The 18169-nt window shown below is 57.0% G+C and carries 7 protein-coding genes, 2 tRNA genes, 3 rRNA genes and 1 pseudogene; 11 read left to right on the top strand and 2 right to left on the bottom strand.

Annotation, left to right across the window (positions count from 1 at the left end; translation table 11 throughout):
- The first annotated feature begins 500 nt into the window (after window positions 1-500).
- The 11 genes from AC1D2P_RS16015 (at window position 501) to yfiB (ending at window position 17582) form a co-directional block, all read left to right on the top strand.
- Window positions 501-2037: ribosomal RNA gene (locus AC1D2P_RS16015) — 16S ribosomal RNA — on the top strand.
- Between the two features lie 81 nt (window positions 2038-2118).
- A tRNA-Ile gene (locus AC1D2P_RS16010) sits at window positions 2119-2195 on the top strand.
- A 30-nt stretch (window positions 2196-2225) separates the two neighbouring features.
- Window positions 2226-2301, top strand: a tRNA-Ala gene (locus AC1D2P_RS16005).
- A gap of 248 nt (window positions 2302-2549) precedes the next feature.
- Window positions 2550-5441 (top strand): 23S ribosomal RNA (locus tag AC1D2P_RS16000).
- Between the two features lie 157 nt (window positions 5442-5598).
- Window positions 5599-5714 (top strand): 5S ribosomal RNA (gene rrf, locus AC1D2P_RS15995).
- The 16S, 23S and 5S rRNA genes sit together here with 2 tRNA genes alongside, the layout of an rRNA operon.
- Window positions 5715-5868: 154 nt before the next feature.
- Entirely contained in the window at window positions 5869-9318 is a 3450-nt protein-coding gene (gene recC / locus AC1D2P_RS15990; protein ID WP_477758485.1) for an exodeoxyribonuclease V subunit gamma, read from the top strand.
- Window positions 9318-13010 carry an exodeoxyribonuclease V subunit beta gene (gene recB, locus AC1D2P_RS15985; RefSeq protein ID WP_477758486.1) on the top strand — a complete coding sequence of 1231 codons (3693 nt, stop codon included), beginning with the start codon at window positions 9318-9320 and terminating at the stop codon, window positions 13008-13010. Before recC ends, recB begins: the two co-directional genes overlap by 1 nt.
- A complete protein-coding gene (gene recD, locus AC1D2P_RS15980) occupies window positions 13007-15115 on the top strand; it encodes an exodeoxyribonuclease V subunit alpha (protein ID WP_109787507.1) in 2109 nt (702 codons plus the stop codon). Before recB ends, recD begins: the two co-directional genes overlap by 4 nt.
- Before the next feature lie 118 nt (window positions 15116-15233).
- Window positions 15234-15809 carry a regulatory sequestration protein YfiR gene (gene yfiR / locus AC1D2P_RS15975; RefSeq protein WP_477758487.1) on the top strand — a complete coding sequence of 192 codons (576 nt, stop codon included), beginning with the start codon at window positions 15234-15236 and terminating at the stop codon, window positions 15807-15809.
- On the top strand, window positions 15806-17074 hold the full coding sequence (gene dgcN, locus AC1D2P_RS15970; RefSeq protein WP_477811501.1) for a diguanylate cyclase DgcN/YfiN: 1269 nt from the start codon (window positions 15806-15808) through the stop codon (window positions 17072-17074). Before yfiR ends, dgcN begins: the two co-directional genes overlap by 4 nt.
- A gap of 4 nt (window positions 17075-17078) precedes the next feature.
- Window positions 17079-17582: an outer membrane lipoprotein YfiB gene (gene yfiB, locus AC1D2P_RS15965; RefSeq protein WP_077430932.1), complete on the top strand. Its 504-nt coding sequence runs from the start codon at window positions 17079-17081 to the stop codon at window positions 17580-17582.
- On the opposite strand, the pseudogene AC1D2P_RS15960 reads toward yfiB, so the two are convergent.
- A pseudogene (locus tag AC1D2P_RS15960) lies at window positions 17579-17686 on the bottom strand (LysR family transcriptional regulator); the annotation flags it as partial. The gene yfiB and the pseudogene AC1D2P_RS15960 sit on opposite strands and share 4 nt — an antisense overlap.
- Before the next feature lie 166 nt (window positions 17687-17852).
- The gene (locus tag AC1D2P_RS15955) at window positions 17853-18107 is read right to left on the bottom strand and encodes a hypothetical protein (protein ID WP_077430930.1); all 255 of its coding nucleotides are present in this window, start codon (window positions 18105-18107) and stop codon (window positions 17853-17855) included.
- Window positions 18108-18169 lie beyond the last annotated feature (62 nt).

The raw sequence follows: 18169 nt of genomic DNA, 5'->3' as shown, positions 1-18169 counted from the left end.
AATCAGTGCTTGACGGCAGATTCAGGRTGTCTATAATTCGCCCCACTTCCGGCGCAGTCGAAACGGAAAACTCCTTGGTAAACAAAGAGTTACGCAGTTTTCGGCAGTGAGTGGCTTCAGTTCATCGAAGTCCGAAAGGAGTTGAAAAAGAGGTGTTGACAGCAGCGTGTAACGCTGTAGAATTCGCCTCCCGCTACCGAGTGATCGGAAGCGCAAGTGGTTGAAGTTGTTAAAGATTTCCAAGCGAAACTTTGAAAACTTCTGAAAATAACCACTTGACAGCAACAGAGGCTGCTGTAGAATGCGCGCCTCGGTTGAGACGAAAGATCTTAACCAACCGCTCTTTAACAACTGAATCAAGCAATTCGTGTGGGTGCTTGTGGAGTCAGACTGATAGTCAACAAGATTATCAGCATCACAAGTTACTCCGCGAGAAATCAAAGATGTAACCAACGATTGCTGAGCCAAGTTTAGGGTTTCTTAAAAACCCAAAGATGTTTGAACTGAAGAGTTTGATCATGGCTCAGATTGAACGCTGGCGGCAGGCCTAACACATGCAAGTCGAGCGGTAGAGAGAAGCTTGCTTCTCTTGAGAGCGGCGGACGGGTGAGTAATKCCTAGGAATCTGCCTGGTAGTGGGGGATAACGTTCGGAAACGGACGCTAATACCGCATACGTCCTACGGGAGAAAGCAGGGGACCTTCGGGCCTTGCGCTATCAGATGAGCCTAGGTCGGATTAGCTAGTTGGTGAGGTAATGGCTCACCAAGGCGACGATCCGTAACTGGTCTGAGAGGATGATCAGTCACACTGGAACTGAGACACGGTCCAGACTCCTACGGGAGGCAGCAGTGGGGAATATTGGACAATGGGCGAAAGCCTGATCCAGCCATGCCGCGTGTGTGAAGAAGGTCTTCGGATTGTAAAGCACTTTAAGTTGGGAGGAAGGGTTGTAACCTAATACGTTGCAATTTTGACGTTACCGACAGAATAAGCACCGGCTAACTCTGTGCCAGCAGCCGCGGTAATACAGAGGGTGCAAGCGTTAATCGGAATTACTGGGCGTAAAGCGCGCGTAGGTGGTTCGTTAAGTTGGATGTGAAATCCCCGGGCTCAACCTGGGAACTGCATTCAAAACTGTCGAGCTAGAGTATGGTAGAGGGTGGTGGAATTTCCTGTGTAGCGGTGAAATGCGTAGATATAGGAAGGAACACCAGTGGCGAAGGCGACCACCTGGACTGATACTGACACTGAGGTGCGAAAGCGTGGGGAGCAAACAGGATTAGATACCCTGGTAGTCCACGCCGTAAACGATGTCAACTAGCCGTTGGGAGCCTTGAGCTCTTAGTGGCGCAGCTAACGCATTAAGTTGACCGCCTGGGGAGTACGGCCGCAAGGTTAAAACTCAAATGAATTGACGGGGGCCCGCACAAGCGGTGGAGCATGTGGTTTAATTCGAAGCAACGCGAAGAACCTTACCAGGCCTTGACATCCAATGAACTTTCCAGAGATGGATCGGTGCCTTCGGGAACATTGAGACAGGTGCTGCATGGCTGTCGTCAGCTCGTGTCGTGAGATGTTGGGTTAAGTCCCGTAACGAGCGCAACCCTTGTCCTTAGTTACCAGCACGTWATGGTGGGCACTCTAAGGAGACTGCCGGTGACAAACCGGAGGAAGGTGGGGATGACGTCAAGTCATCATGGCCCTTACGGCCTGGGCTACACACGTGCTACAATGGTCGGTACAGAGGGTTGCCAAGCCGCGAGGTGGAGCTAATCCCATAAAACCGATCGTAGTCCGGATCGCAGTCTGCAACTCGACTGCGTGAAGTCGGAATCGCTAGTAATCGCGAATCAGAATGTCGCGGTGAATACGTTCCCGGGCCTTGTACACACCGCCCGTCACACCATGGGAGTGGGTTGCACCAGAAGTAGCTAGTCTAACCTTCGGGAGGACGGTTACCACGGTGTGATTCATGACTGGGGTGAAGTCGTAACAAGGTAGCCGTAGGGGAACCTGCGGCTGGATCACCTCCTTAATCGACGACATCAGCTGCTCCATAAGTTCCCACACGAATTGCTTGATTCATTGAAGAAGACGAAAGAAGCAGCCCGAAATTGGGTCTGTAGCTCAGTTGGTTAGAGCGCACCCCTGATAAGGGTGAGGTCGGCAGTTCGAATCTGCCCAGACCCACCAATTTTGTGTGGGAAACGCCTGTAGAAATACGGGGCCATAGCTCAGCTGGGAGAGCGCCTGCCTTGCACGCAGGAGGTCAACGGTTCGATCCCGTTTGGCTCCACCACTACTGCTTCTGAAGTTTGAAAGCTTAGAAATGAGCATTCCATCGAGAGATGGTGAATGTTGATTTCTAGTCTTTGACTAGTTCGTTCTTTAAAAATTTGGGTATGTGATAGAAAGATAGACTGARCGTTACTTTCACTGGTAACGGATCAGGCTAAGGTAAAATTTGTGAGTTGCTCTTAATTGAGTATTATCGAATTTTCGGCGAATGTCGTCTTCACAGTATAACCAGATTGCTTGGGGTTATATGGTCAAGTGAAGAAGCGCATACGGTGGATGCCTTGGCAGTCAGAGGCGATGAAAGACGTGGTAGCCTGCGAAAAGCTTCGGGGAGTCGGCAAACAGACTTTGATCCGGAGATGTCTGAATGGGGGAACCCAGCCATCATAAGATGGTTATCTTGTACTGAATACATAGGTGCAAGAGGCGAACCAGGGGAACTGAAACATCTAAGTACCCTGAGGAAAAGAAATCAACCGAGATTCCCTTAGTAGTGGCGAGCGAACGGGGACTAGCCCTTAAGTGGCTTTGAGATTAGCGGAACGCTCTGGAAAGTGCGGCCATAGTGGGTGATAGCCCTGTACGCGAAAATCTCTTGGTCATGAAATCGAGTAGGACGGAGCACGAGAAACTTTGTCTGAATATGGGGGGACCATCCTCCAAGGCTAAATACTACTGACTGACCGATAGTGAACTAGTACCGTGAGGGAAAGGCGAAAAGAACCCCGGAGAGGGGAGTGAAATAGATCCTGAAACCGTATGCGTACAAGCAGTGGGAGCCCACTTTGTTGGGTGACTGCGTACCTTTTGTATAATGGGTCAGCGACTTATTTTCAGTGGCGAGCTTAACCGAATAGGGGAGGCGTAGCGAAAGCGAGTCTTAATAGGGCGTCTAGTCGCTGGGAATAGACCCGAAACCGGGCGATCTATCCATGGGCAGGTTGAAGGTTGGGTAACACTAACTGGAGGACCGAACCGACTACCGTTGAAAAGTTAGCGGATGACCTGTGGATCGGAGTGAAAGGCTAATCAAGCTCGGAGATAGCTGGTTCTCCTCGAAAGCTATTTAGGTAGCGCCTCATGTATCACTGTAGGGGGTAGAGCACTGTTTCGGCTAGGGGGTCATCCCGACTTACCAAACCGATGCAAACTCCGAATACCTACAAGTGCCGAGCATGGGAGACACACGGCGGGTGCTAACGTCCGTCGTGAAAAGGGAAACAACCCAGACCGTCAGCTAAGGTCCCAAAGTTATGGTTAAGTGGGAAACGATGTGGGAAGGCTTAGACAGCTAGGAGGTTGGCTTAGAAGCAGCCACCCTTTAAAGAAAGCGTAATAGCTCACTAGTCGAGTCGGCCTGCGCGGAAGATGTAACGGGGCTCAAACCATACACCGAAGCTACGGGTATCACTTAGGTGATGCGGTAGAGGAGCGTTCTGTAAGCCTGTGAAGGTGAGTTGAGAAGCTTGCTGGAGGTATCAGAAGTGCGAATGCTGACATGAGTAACGACAATGGGTGTGAAAAACACCCACGCCGAAAGACCAAGGTTTCCTGCGCAACGTTAATCGACGCAGGGTTAGTCGGTCCCTAAGGCGAGGCTGAAAAGCGTAGTCGATGGAAAACAGGTTAATATTCCTGTACTTCTGGTTATTGCGATGGAGGGACGGAGAAGGCTAGGCCAGCTTGGCGTTGGTTGTCCAAGTTTAAGGTGGTAGGCTGGAATCTTAGGTAAATCCGGGATTCTAAGGCCGAGAGCTGATGACGAGTGTACTTTTAGTACACGAAGTGGTTGATGCCATGCTTCCAAGAAAAGCTTCTAAGCTTCAGGTAACCAGGAACCGTACCCCAAACCGACACAGGTGGTTGGGTAGAGAATACCAAGGCGCTTGAGAGAACTCGGGTGAAGGAACTAGGCAAAATGGCACCGTAACTTCGGGAGAAGGTGCGCCGGTGAGGGTGAAGCATTTACTGCGTAAGCCCATGCCGGTCGAAGATACCAGGCCGCTGCGACTGTTTATTAAAAACACAGCACTCTGCAAACACGAAAGTGGACGTATAGGGTGTGACGCCTGCCCGGTGCCGGAAGGTTAATTGATGGGGTTAGCTAACGCGAAGCTCTTGATCGAAGCCCCGGTAAACGGCGGCCGTAACTATAACGGTCCTAAGGTAGCGAAATTCCTTGTCGGGTAAGTTCCGACCTGCACGAATGGCGTAACGATGGCGGCGCTGTCTCCACCCGAGACTCAGTGAAATTGAAATCGCTGTGAAGATGCAGTGTATCCGCGGCTAGACGGAAAGACCCCGTGAACCTTTACTATAGCTTTGCACTGGACTTTGAATTTGCTTGTGTAGGATAGGTGGGAGGCTTTGAAGCGTGGACGCCAGTTCGCGTGGAGCCAACCTTGAAATACCACCCTGGCAACTTTGAGGTTCTAACTCAGGTCCGTTATCCGGATCGAGGACAGTGTATGGTGGGTAGTTTGACTGGGGCGGTCTCCTCCTAAAGAGTAACGGAGGAGTACGAAGGTGCGCTCAGACCGGTCGGAAATCGGTCGTAGAGTATAAAGGCAAAAGCGCGCTTGACTGCGAGACAGACACGTCGAGCAGGTACGAAAGTAGGTCTTAGTGATCCGGTGGTTCTGTATGGAAGGGCCATCGCTCAACGGATAAAAGGTACTCCGGGGATAACAGGCTGATACCGCCCAAGAGTTCATATCGACGGCGGTGTTTGGCACCTCGATGTCGGCTCATCACATCCTGGGGCTGAAGCCGGTCCCAAGGGTATGGCTGTTCGCCATTTAAAGTGGTACGCGAGCTGGGTTTAGAACGTCGTGAGACAGTTCGGTCCCTATCTGCCGTGGACGTTTGAGATTTGAGAGGGGCTGCTCCTAGTACGAGAGGACCGGAGTGGACGAACCTCTGGTGTTCCGGTTGTCACGCCAGTGGCATTGCCGGGTAGCTATGTTCGGAATAGATAACCGCTGAAAGCATCTAAGCGGGAAACTAGCCTCAAGATGAGATCTCACTGGGACCTTGAGTCCCCTGAAGGGCCGTCGAAGACTACGACGTTGATAGGTTGGGTGTGTAAGCGCTGTGAGGCGTTGAGCTAACCAATACTAATTGCCCGTGAGGCTTGACCATATAACACCCAAGCAATTTGACTACTCGAGAGAGAAACAGATTGCGGTGTTTTAATACCAAACCAACCGAAAGTTCGATATACTCAAAAAACACCCAACTATCGCATACCCAATTGGCTGAAGCGCGGCCAGCTGGCCACGACTCGGTACCCGAATTTCTTGACGACCATAGAGCATTGGAACCACCTGATCCCATCCCGAACTCAGCAGTGAAACGATGCATCGCCGATGGTAGTGTGGGGTTTCCCCATGTGAGAGTAGGTCATCGTCAAGATTAAATTCCGAAACCCCAATTGCGAAAGCAGTTGGGGTTTTGTTTTGCCCGCAGGAAAGTTCGTACAGCATTACCGGACAGCTCCCGGCTGTCACCGTCTCCCGACAATGCTAAGGTTCGGTCCTAGCGTTTGTATTTTCCCAAGGAAGCCTTTATGCCGGACGCCACGTCCCTCAATGCTGCTTTTATGGTGGTTCAAAGCAACAGCCTGAATGAACTGCGCAGCCTGGTGATCAGCGTCATGCGGCGATATCCGCTGGCTCCCTTGGAAAATGAAATTGCCCTGGTGCAGAGCAATGGCATTGCGCAATGGCTTAAGTTGGCACTGGCCGAAGACCCGGTAGAGGATGACCTGGGCGGCTGTGGTATTGCAGCCGCCATCGACGTGCAGTTACCCGGCAGCTTCATGTGGCAACTCTATCGCATGGTCCTCGGACGGGATGAAATCCCGGTCAAATCGTTGCTCGATAAAGCCCCACTGACCTGGCGTCTGATGCGGCTACTTCCGCAACTGATCAACCAACCGCACTTCGAGCCGCTGCAGCGCTTCCTGACCCACGACACTGATCTGCGCAAGCGCTACCAGTTGTCTGAACGACTGGCGGATCTGTTTGACCAATACCAGGTCTATCGAGCCGACTGGCTCGAAGACTGGGCAGAAGGCCGTCACCAACTACGCAACGGCAGAGGCGAAGCCAAACCCCTGGCCCCGGCGAACTGCTGGCAAGCGGAATTATGGCGTGCGCTATTGCTGGATGTGGGTGAGGAAGGCATGGCGCAAAGCCGAGCCGGTGTTCATCAGCGGTTTATCGAACGCATCAACAGCCTGGACGTCGCACCCAGCGGATTGCCTTCGCGGGTGATCGTTTTCGGGATTTCCTCTCTACCGGCTCAAGCCCTCGAAGCGCTCGCCGGGCTGGCCCGTTTCAGTCAGGTTCTGCTGTGCGTACATAACCCATGTCGTCACCATTGGGCCGACATCGTCGCCGATAAAGACCTGCTGCGGCATCAATACAAACGCCAGGCCCGCAAGAGCGGAATGCCGGTTGTGCTCGACCCGCAAACGCTCCACCAGCATGCCCATCCGCTGTTGGCTGCCTGGGGTAAACAGGGGCGCGACTACATCAATCTTCTCGACAGTTACGACGACCCCAATAGCTATAGTTCGGCATTTCGTGATGGGCGCATCGACCTGTTCAGCGACAATCAGCCACAGAACATGCTCAACCAATTGCAGGACGATATTCTCGAACTACGTCCCCTGAACGAAACGCGCGCGTGTTGGCCAGCCGTCGATCTGGAGCAGGACGAATCAATCCGTTTTCACATCGCACACAGTGCTCAACGTGAAGTAGAAATTCTCCATGATCAGTTGCTGGCACGCTTCAGCGCTGACCCTGACTTAAGGCCCCGCGACATCATCGTGATGGTCCCGGACATCGACAGTTACGCACCGCATATTCGAGCAGTGTTCGGTCAACTTGACCGACAGGATCCACGCTTCATTCCGTTCACGCTCGCGGACCAAGGCCAGCGTGGCCGCGATCCGCTGCTGATTGCTGTCGAACACCTGCTCAAGCTCCCCGATAGCCGTTTCCCTGTCAGCGAGATCCTCGACTTGCTGGACGTTCCAGCGCTACGTGCCCGCTTTGGCGTCGTGGAGCGTGACCTGCCAACGCTGCATCGCTGGATCGAAGGGGCTGGCATCCGCTGGGGAATGAATGCCGAACAGCGTGCGGGTTTGGGATTGCCTGAAGCGCTGGAGCAAAACAGTTGGCGATTCGGCCTGCGCCGGATGCTGCTGGGTTATGCCGTGGGCAACGCCAATGCATGCGAAGGCATCGAGCCTTATGACGAAATTGGCGGCCTGGATGCCGCACTCATTGGGCCGTTGGTGGCGCTGCTGGATGCGCTGGAAATCGCCCACCAGGAACTGGCTCAACCTGCACCGCCCAAAGAGTGGGGCGTGCGCTTGCAAGCACTGGTGCAGCTGTTCTTCCAGGCAAGCAATGAGCACGACGACTACTTGCTGGCCCAGCTCGAAGAACTGCGTGAAACCTGGCTCGACACCTGCGATTCCGTAGGTTTACACGACGAATTGCCGTTAACCGTCGTTCGCGAAGCCTGGCTGGCGGGACTGGATCAGGGCCGTCTGTCTCAGCGTTTTCTGGCGGGTGCCGTCAACTTCTGTACCTTGATGCCCATGCGTGCGATCCCGTTCAAACGGGTTTGTCTGCTTGGCATGAATGACGGGGACTATCCCCGCGCGCAACCGCCGCTGGATTTCGATCTCATGGGCAGTGATTACCGCCCTGGCGATCGATCCCGCCGCGAAGATGACCGCTATCTTCTGCTGGAGGCGCTGCTGTCGGCGCGCGATCAGCTCTACATCAGCTGGGTTGGCCGCAGCATTCGCGACAACAGTGAGCGCCCGGCCTCAGTCCTGATTGGCCAGTTACGTGACCATCTCGCCAGCGGCTGGCGACTGCGCAATGAAGGCGAGAACCTGCTGAAGGCCATGACTCAGGAGCACCCTTTGCAACCCTTCAGCGCTCGCTACTTTCATGAAGGTGACGCGCTGTTCAGCTACGCCAATGAGTGGCAAGTTCTTCATCAGGTCACTGACCAAACGGCCGGTGCCGAAGTGTTGGTGGCCTACGCGCAGGAGGAGCCACTCAGCCTTGGTCAATTGCAGGATTTCCTGCGCAATCCCGTGCGACATTTTTTCAGCCAGCGGCTCAAGGTGTTCTTCGAGGCGGCTGAAGTGCCCTTGGCCGATGAAGAACCCTTCGTTCTCGATGCGCTGCAACGCTATAGCCTCAGCGACAGCTTGCTGGCTGCTGCTTTGGGGAAAATTGATCAAGCCGATCAGGCACTTGAAGATCAGGCAAAACGCTTGCAAAACAGCGGACTACTGCCCATGGCTGGTTTCGGCGAATGTCTGCAGCGTGAATTGATCGAACCGCTGCCGAATCTGCTGCAACGCTATCAACAGCTCCTGGCGCTATGGCCGACACCGCTTGCCAGTGCTCTGCCGGTGGCGCTTGAGTTGGAAGGACTGCGTCTGGAAGGTTGGCTCAGTGGTCTGCATCAACGAGCAGACGGCGGATTGCTCTCGGTCACGACCATCCCCAACAGCATTGGCTCAGTCAAGAACCGTAAATGGCACCGCTTGACGCGGCCTTGGGTCAATCATCTGGTGGCCTGCGCCAGCGGCATACCGATATCTACCGCACTGGTCGCCAGCGACGACAGCCTGCTGCTGGAACCGCTGGAGAAGGGCGCAGCACTTCAAACGCTGGGACACCTCCTGCAAGCCTGGCGTGCGGGTATGCGTCAGCCACTGCCAATTGCAGTCAAAACAGCTTTCGCCTGGCTTGGCCAGACCGATCCGCTGAAAGCCGACGCCGCTGCACGTAAAGCCTATGAAGGCGATGGCCAGACCACTGACGGTGAACGCCGTGAAACCCCTGCACTCACCCGGCAGTTTGCTGACTTCGATGCGCTGATTGCTGACGAAACGTTCCCCGACTGGTGCAACGCCTTGTACAAACCGATGCTTGAAGCCCCCTGGCGTTCATTGACCAGCGAGGAGGCTCGTTGATGACCACAAAAACACCACTGGCGCTGGCATTCCCACTGCGCGGCAGCCAACTGATCGAAGCCAGCGCCGGGACCGGCAAGACCTTCACCATTTCCGCGCTTTATCTGCGCCTCGTCCTTGGCCACGGTGGTGAGGCGAGCGGTTTCGGGCGTGAATTGTTACCGCCGCAAATCCTTGTTGTGACATTCACTGATGCCGCCACCAAAGAGTTGCGTGAACGTATCCGCACTCGCCTGGCCGAGGCCGCGCGGTTTTTCCGCGATGAGACGAAGGCGCCGGATAGCCTCATTTCTGATTTGCGTGAGCAGTACCTGCCCGAACAATGGTCCGGCTGCGCAAACCGTCTGGACATCGCCGCGCAATGGATGGATGAGGCTGCCGTCTCGACCATTCACAGCTGGTGTCAGCGCATGCTGCGCGAACATGCGTTCGACAGCGGCAGCCTGTTTACCCAGACCCTGGAAACCGATCACAGCGATTTGCTGGGCGAAGTCCTGCGCGATTACTGGCGCTTGTTTTGTTACCCGATGCAAGGCGATGCGTTGAGTTGGGTGCGTAGCAATTGGGGCGGTCCGGCGGCGTTGCTGCCGCGGGTGCGAGGGTTGTTTGCCAGTGAGCGTGACCGAGTTGAAGATAAAGAGCCTGCCGAGCTGATCAGCGAATGCTTGCAGGAGCGGCGAGTCGCCTTGCTCGAACTCAAGAAGCCTTGGTGCCAATGGGCGGACGAGCTGCTTGTCATTTGTCACCAGGGCGTGGCGAGCAAGAGCGTCGACGGTCGAAAGATGCAGGCGCGCTATTTCGAACCCTGGTTCGAAAAAATCAAAGCCTGGGCCGAAGATGAATCCCTTGAGCAACTGGATATCAGCACCGGCTTCACTCGCCTGACACCTGATGGCATGGACGAAGCCTGGAAGGGCGAAGCGCCTCGCCATCCAGGATTGGACGCGATGGCCGGCCTCAAGGCCAGCCTTGACGAACTGCCAACCCCCGATGCTGCCGTTTTGCAGCATGCCGCTCACTGGGTCGGAGCACGTTTCGAGGAAGAAAAGCGTCGCCGCGCAGAGATGGGTTTCGATGACATGCTGCTGCGCCTGGATGCGGCCTTGCAGTCCGAGGGCGGCGAGCGCCTGGCAACCTTGATTCGCGAGCAGTTCCCTGTCGCATTGATCGACGAGTTTCAGGACACCGACCCGGTGCAATACCGGATCTTCGAAAGCATCTATCGCATCGAAGACAACAATCCAGAGAGTGGTCTGTTCCTGATCGGCGATCCGAAGCAGGCGATCTATGCGTTCCGTGGCGCCGACATCTACACCTACCTGCGCGCCCGTCAGGCCACCACCGGTCGACTGCATACACTGGGCACCAACTTCCGCTCCAGCCATGGCATGGTCAGCGCGGTGAACCATGTGTTCGAGCGTGCCGAGTCTCGTGAACTGGGGCGCGGCGCGTTTCTGTTTCGGGAAAAAAACGGCGAAAATCCTGTGCCGTTCCAGCCCGTTCAATCCCAGGGGCGCGACGAGGTTCTGCACGTGGAAGGCCAGGTGGTCCCGGCCCTGAACATCTGGCATCTATCCGCAGATCAGCCACTGTCGGGTGCTGTGTACCGGCAGAAACTGGCCGCTGCGTGCGCCAGTGAAATCACTGCATTGCTCAACGCAGGACAACAAGGGCGAGCGGGTTTCACCGAGGATGGCAAGGACTTCAGAGGCCTGCTGCCAGCGGACATCGCAATCCTCGTGCGCGATGGCAAGGAAGCTCAAGCGGTGCGCGGCGAACTGTCGGCGCGCGGTGTGCGCAGCGTCTATCTGTCGGACAAGGACTCGGTATTCGCCGCACAAGAAGCTCACGATGTGCTGACCTGGCTCAAGGCCTGTGCGGAGCCCGATGCCGAGCGGCCACTGCGAGCCGCGCTGGCCTGCATCACGCTGGATCTGTCGCTGGCCGAACTGGAGCGATTGAATCAGGACGAACTGGCCTGGGAAGCCCGGGTCATGCAGTTTCGTGGGTATCGCGAACTCTGGCGCAAGCAAGGTGTGCTGCCGATGCTGCGACGCCTGCTGCATGACTTCCAGTTACCCCAGGCATTGATCGCGCGCAGCGACGGGGAGCGAGTACTGACCAACCTGCTGCACCTGTTCGAATTGCTGCAGCAGGCAGCGGCCGAGCTCGATGGCGAGCAAGCGCTGATTCGTCATTTGTCCGAGCATCTGGCGTTGTCCGGCCAGGCCGGTGAAGAGCAAATCCTGCGACTGGAGAGCGACGAGCAATTGGTCAAGGTCGTGACCATCCACAAGTCCAAGGGCCTTGAGTATCCCTTGGTGTTTCTGCCCTTCATTTGTTCGGCGAAACCGGTGGATGGCAGCCGTTTGCCGCTGCATTACCACGACGCAGACGGCAAGGCTCAAGTGACGTTGAAGCCGACAGCCGAATTGATTGCCCTGGCCGATGACGAGCGTCTGGCCGAGGACCTGCGATTGCTTTATGTCGCCCTGACCCGCGCGCAACACGCGTGCTGGCTCGGCGTGGCGGATCTCAAACGCGGCAACAACAACAGCTCGGTGCTGCACTTGTCAGCGTTGGGTTACTTGTTGGGAGGTGGGTTGCCTTTAGCCGAGTCGGCAGGCTTGAAGCGCTGGCTGGAAGACGTGCAACAGGATTGCCCGGCGCTGATTTACGCTGAAATGCCCGACGCCACAGATGGGCTCTTCGATCCGCCGCAGAACCAGGCGACGTTGCTCGCACTGCGCATCCCCAAACGCAAGGCCAGTGAAAACTGGTGGATTGCCTCCTACAGTGCCTTGCGCATTGGCGACAGTTTGAGTGTGGGCAGTGACGAAGCCCCGGAGAGCCCGCAGGCGCAAAAGCTCTTCGACGACGAACGCCTCGATCCGCAAGCACCACGAGAAGTGATGGCCGGTGGCGGTGATATCCACCGATTCCCCCGTGGCCCGAATCCCGGCACCTTTCTCCATGGCTTGCTGGAATGGGCCGGTGACGAAGGTTTTGCCGCTGCCCCGCAAGCCGTCGAAGACGCCATTGCCCGCCGTTGCAACCGCCGTGGCTGGGAAGGCTGGATCACCACGCTGAGCGATTGGCTGCAACATTTGCTCAAGTCCCCGCTGCACCTCGGCGACGGGCAGGCACCGGTCATTTTCGAGCAATTGACCCAGTACCGCGTCGAGATGGAGTTCTGGTTCGCCAGCCATAAAGTCGACGTGCTCAAACTGGATGAATTGGTGCGTCAGCACACCCACAACGGCGTCGCCCGAGTGGCTGCCGAACCGGTCACGCTCAACGGCATGTTCAAGGGCTTTATCGACCTCACCTTCGAGCACGAGGGGCGCTACTACGTCGCCGACTACAAATCCAACTGGCTGGGCGTTGATGACGCGGCCTATACCGAACAGGCCATGGAGCAGTCGATTCTCGATAACCGCTATGACCTGCAATACGTGTTGTACCTGTTGGCCTTGCACCGGCAACTCAAGGCACGTCTTGTCGACTATGACTACGATCGGCATGTTGGCGGGGCGCTCTATCTGTTCTTGCGTGGCACGCGTGCCGCCAGCCAAGGCGTGTATTTCGCTCGTCCACCCAAAGCACTGATCGAGCAACTGGACCGAATGTTCCAGGGCAAGCCAGAACCCAAGGCCGCCGAACCCGCCTGGGAACAGGGAGTACTGCTATGACCCGTACCTTCGCCGATTTGCTGCCCACACCCTTGGCGGCCGAAAGCCTGGCGGACCTGGCACCGTTGAGTCGTGCCGATGACCTGTTGCTGTTGCTGACGCGCTGGGTTGAACGGGGCTGGTTGCGAGCGTTGGACAAGGCCTTCGTCGCCTTCCTTCATGAACTCGCTCCCGACGATGATCCATTGGTGCTGCTCGCTGCCGCCCTGACCAGTCACCAACTGGGCCACGGTCATGTGTGCCTGGATGTGTTCGAAACATTGAAAGAACCGGATTTCGCCCTGTCGCTGCCCCCTGAAGGTGATCTACACGGTGGCGCGATGGTGTTGCCGTCGCAATTGCTTGAAGCGCTGGACGGTGCCCATTGGTGCAAGGTTCTGGCCTCCAGCCCGCTGGTGGCCCTGGCGGCTGACAGTCGTGAAGCGGCGCAATCGCGGCCCTTGGTTTTATCGGGCAAGCGTCTGTACCTGCGCCGCTACTGGACTTACGAACGACGCATCGACGATGCCCTGCGCCTGCGCCTGGCTGAACAGGAAACAACGCCGAATGATTTGCCCCTGCACCTGACCGGTTTGTTCGGCTCAGCCAAAACCGGTGACGTGATCGACTGGCAGAAACTCGCTTGCGCCCTGGCGACGCGCAGTGCGTTCAGTATCGTCACCGGCGGCCCGGGAACCGGCAAGACCACCACCGTGGTGCGTTTGCTGGCGTTGCTCCAGGCGCCCGCCGTGGAGGCTGGCAAACCGCTGCGCATCCGCCTGGCGGCACCCACCGGCAAAGCGGCGGCCCGACTGACGGAGTCCATCAGCCAACAGGTTCGTACCCTGGAAGTCGTCGAATCGGTTCGCGGCCAGATCCCGTCTGAGGTCACCACGGTGCACCGTTTGCTGGGCAGTCGACCCGGCACGCGACACTTCCGCCACCATGCCGGTAATCGCTTGCCTCTGGATGTGCTGGTGGTGGACGAAGCGTCGATGATCGACCTGGAAATGATGGCCAACCTGCTGGATGCGATGCCGGCTCACGCGCGGCTGGTGTTGTTGGGGGACAAGGATCAACTGGCATCGGTGGAGGCCGGTGCGGTGCTGGGCGATTTGTGCCGGGATGCCGAGGCCGGTTGGTACAGCCCGCAGACACGCCAATGGCTGGAAGCGGTCAGTGGCGAAAACCTGGACACCAGTGGTTTGCAGGCCGACACCCAAGGCACTCATCCATTGGCCCAGCAAGTCGTGATGCTGCGCCACTCGCGCCGGTTCGGCGAGGGCAGCGGCATTGGGCAACTGGCGCGCTGGGTCAATCAGCAACAACCCGAACAAGCCCGCACATTACTGGCGGCTCGAAGCCACGACGACGTGTTTTCCCTCTCGCTCAAAGGAGAGCACGATCGGGCGTTGGAGCGTTTGTTGCTCGAAGGACATGGCGACGGACCACAAGGTTATCGCCACTACTTGAGCCTTCTTCTCAATCAGCGGCCAGCGCTCGACAGCACGCTCGACGATCCGCGCTGGACCGAGTGGGCGCGTGAGGTGTTGCAAGCCTTCGATGCATTCCAGTTGCTGTGTGCCGTGCGCAAAGGCCCATGGGGCGTGGAAGGTTTGAATCAGCGAGTGACCGCCGCGTTGCTCAAGGCCGGGCTGATCGACAGTGATCAGCAGTGGTACGAAGGGCGACCGGTGTTGATGACCCGTAATGACTATGGCTTGGGGTTGATGAACGGTGACATCGGCATCGCCCTCAAACTGCCGGAGCGTGACGGGCCTGAGGCGGGGAAACAGGTTCTGCGTGTAGCGTTTCCGCGAAATGATGGTCAGGGCGGCGTGCGGTTTGTTCTGCCGAGCCGGCTCAATGATGTCGAAACTGTCTACGCCATGACCGTGCACAAATCCCAGGGCTCGGAATTTGCCCACACCGCGCTGATTCTGCCGGACGCCCTGAACCCGGTGCTCACCAAGGAGCTGATCTACACCGGGATTACCCGGGCCAAGCACTGGTTCACCTTGATCGAGCCTCGCGCCGGCGTATTTGAAGAGGCTGTTCGACGCAAGGTCAAGCGCTTGAGCGGGCTGATGTTGGAGCTGGAAGAGGGGGGTACACCGAGCGATTGAGGCGCGAGTTCCCGGCGCCAAAAAACCGTCCAAAGCACCGTAGTACGCGGCCTCGCGGGCGTTTCATCGCTATGCTATCGTGCGCCATCATTTTGCAACGATCGAAGAGAATCCCCGCATGAAGGTGGCTGCCTGGACGACAGGACGCGTCATTGGCTGCAAGCAAGTGCTGCTCGCGGGCTTTCTCTGCTGGCTGTCCGGCGCCGTTTTCGCGCAGTCGCAAACGCCCGTGAGCATGGCTGAYCAGCGTGCCCAATCGGTCACTCAAGTGGTGCTCGGCATTCTCAGTTACGCCCGCTGGCCCGTCGAACCTGCGCAACTGCGTTTGTGCGTGGTCGGCCCCACTGAATACACCGACGATCTGGTCAAAGGCACGACCCAGGCCACTGGCCGATCCGTCACCGTGCAACGCCTGCTGGCCGACAATCCGTCGATTGTCGGGGAGTGCGATGCGGTGTACATCGGCAAACTGATCGCTGATGAGCGCACTCGGCTGTTCGCCTCGTTGATCGGGCATCCGGTGCTGAGCATCAGCGAAAGTGACGATCAATGCACCGTCGGCAGTCTGTTTTGCCTGCGGGTCAGCGATGATCAAGTGTCCTTCGAGGTCAATCTCGACTCCGTCGCCCGCAGTGGCGTGCGCATTCACCCCAGTGTGTTGCAGCTGTCGCGCCGCAAGTCGGTAGCACCATGAGCCTGTTCAAACCCGGTACTCGCCCAACCTTGCGTTCGGTCATCGGTCGCGGGCATCTGGTCGTAGCGCTGGTCGGCGTGGCAATGGCCAGTGTGTCGCTGACCCTGCTGGGCGTCTTGGCGTTGCGGGTCTATGCCGACCACAACCTGCACCTCATTGCGCGTTCGATCAATTACACCGTTGAAGCCGCCGTGGTGTTCAACGACAAAGCCGCCGCGACGGAAGCGCTGGCGATGATCGCATCCACCGAGGAAGTCGCCGATGCCCAGGTACTTGACGCAAAAGGGCAGTTGCTGGCGCGCTGGCAGCGTTCGGAAAGCGGATTGCTCTCCGACCTCGAATCACAGATTGGCAAGATCATTCTGGAAAAGCCCATCGGTATGCCGATTGTTCATCAAGGCCGCGAAATCGGCAGCATCCAGCTCATAGGGCATGGCTACAGTCTGATGCGCTTTCTGCTCAGTGGTCTGGTGGGCATTGTCCTGTGTACGGCGATCAGTGCCTGGGTGGCACTGTATCTGGCGCGGCGGCAACTTCGCGGGATTACCGGTCCGCTGCGAAGCCTCGCCGCCGTTGCTCACGCCGCCCGTAGCGAGCGTGGATTCGACCGTCGTGTACCGCCCGCCGCCATCGCCGAACTGGACAATCTGGGCAACGACTTCAATGCCTTGCTCGACGAGTTGGAATCCTGGCAGACCCACCTGCAAAACGAGAACGAAACCCTGGCGCACCAGGCCAACCATGACAGCCTCACCGGATTGCCCAATCGGGCCTTTTTCGAAGGCCGCCTGATTCGTGCGTTGCGCAACGCCAACAAACTCAACGAGCGGGTGGCGGTGCTGTTTCTCGACAGCGACCGGTTCAAGCAGATCAACGACAACTTCGGTCATGCGGCCGGTGATGCGGTATTGACGGCGGTAGCGACCCGCGTGCGTGCACAACTTCGCGAAGATGACCTGGTGGCGCGGCTGGGTGGCGATGAGTTTGCCGTGCTGCTGTCGCCGCTGCACAAGACCGAAGACGCCGAACGGATTGCCGACAAGATTCTCGCCAGCATGGAACTGCCGATCCCGTTGCCGGGCAACACCCAAGTGCTGACCTCGCTCAGTATCGGCATCGCCGTTTACCCGGATCATGGCCTCACACCGGGCACTCTGCTCCACGCCGCCGACGCGGCCATGTACCAAGCCAAGCGCGTCTCTCGTGGCGCGCAACACACGGCAGGGTCGGAGCATCCTGTCGCCGATGATCAAACCAGGAGCTGACTTCTTGTTCTCGATGACCCCGCGTTCCCTGCGATTTTTCGCGATGACTGTGTTCATGGCCTTGCTGGCATTGACCGGCTGCCAGACGGCCCCGCAAAAGGGCCTGACGCCGGCGCAAATTGCCGTGCTGAAACAGCAAGGTTTTGAACTGACCGAGGAAGGCTGGGCATTTGGTCTGTCCGGCAAAGTCCTGTTCGGCAGTGACGACGACAGCCTGAACCCTGCCAGTACCGAAATCGTCGAACGCATTGGCAAGGCGTTGCTGGGTGTTGGCATCGAGCGCGTGCGGGTCGATGGCCACACCGATGCGTCAGGCAAAGAGGCCTATAACGAAAAGCTTTCCCTGCGCCGGGCGAAAAGTGTCGGCAAGGTGCTGACCACCGTCGGCATGCAAGAACAGAACATCCAGTTGCGCGGTTTCGGCAGCAGCGAACCGGTGGCGTCTAACGACAGCACAACAGGCCGCACCGAGAACCGCCGAGTGTCGATCGTGGTGAGCGCCGACTAGTCGGCGAACAACATTTCCCGACTTTCCCCCATCAACAGCCGCTGATTCTGCTCAGTGACCGAACGGATGTAATCCCACAACAGGGTAATCCGCTTCAACTTGCGCCATGGGAATAGTATCGTCCGGGGAAATAATATTAAAAATCGGAGGCGCCTCCACTTTACGCAGGTAGTGTCGTTTTTGGTCTGAAAAAATTGGACGAGTTATCTGTCTTATAGGAGTTGGCGCTACTTTCAGTAGTGCCCTCTGCCCAAGCAGCCATTAGATAGCTCATTCATCGTCATCGTCATCCGATGAGATAGTCCCACTGCCACCTTGAACGAACGACTGACATCCTTCGTTGAATGATTGAGACGGTGTGCTACAGGAATCCTCATCAACAATCCCCTTTTCTTCGGCCCAGTCATACCCCGCTTGATGCCCTGAGCAGTCATCCGTGCATTCGTAGTCGTCAAACGTATCTGCAGATGCAATTGTGCTATTTAGCATCGATACAAGCAGCGCCATTGCATACAACGTTTTCATCGTCAACCTCGCTGTGAATTGTCAAACCAGTAAAGCAACTCCATAACTACCTGCTATCACGA

It is taken from the genome of Pseudomonas sp. P1_F1_2 (assembly GCF_056405815.1).
The sequence above is the reverse complement of the archived record's forward strand: the minus strand, read 5'-3'. Positions and strand labels throughout refer to the sequence as shown.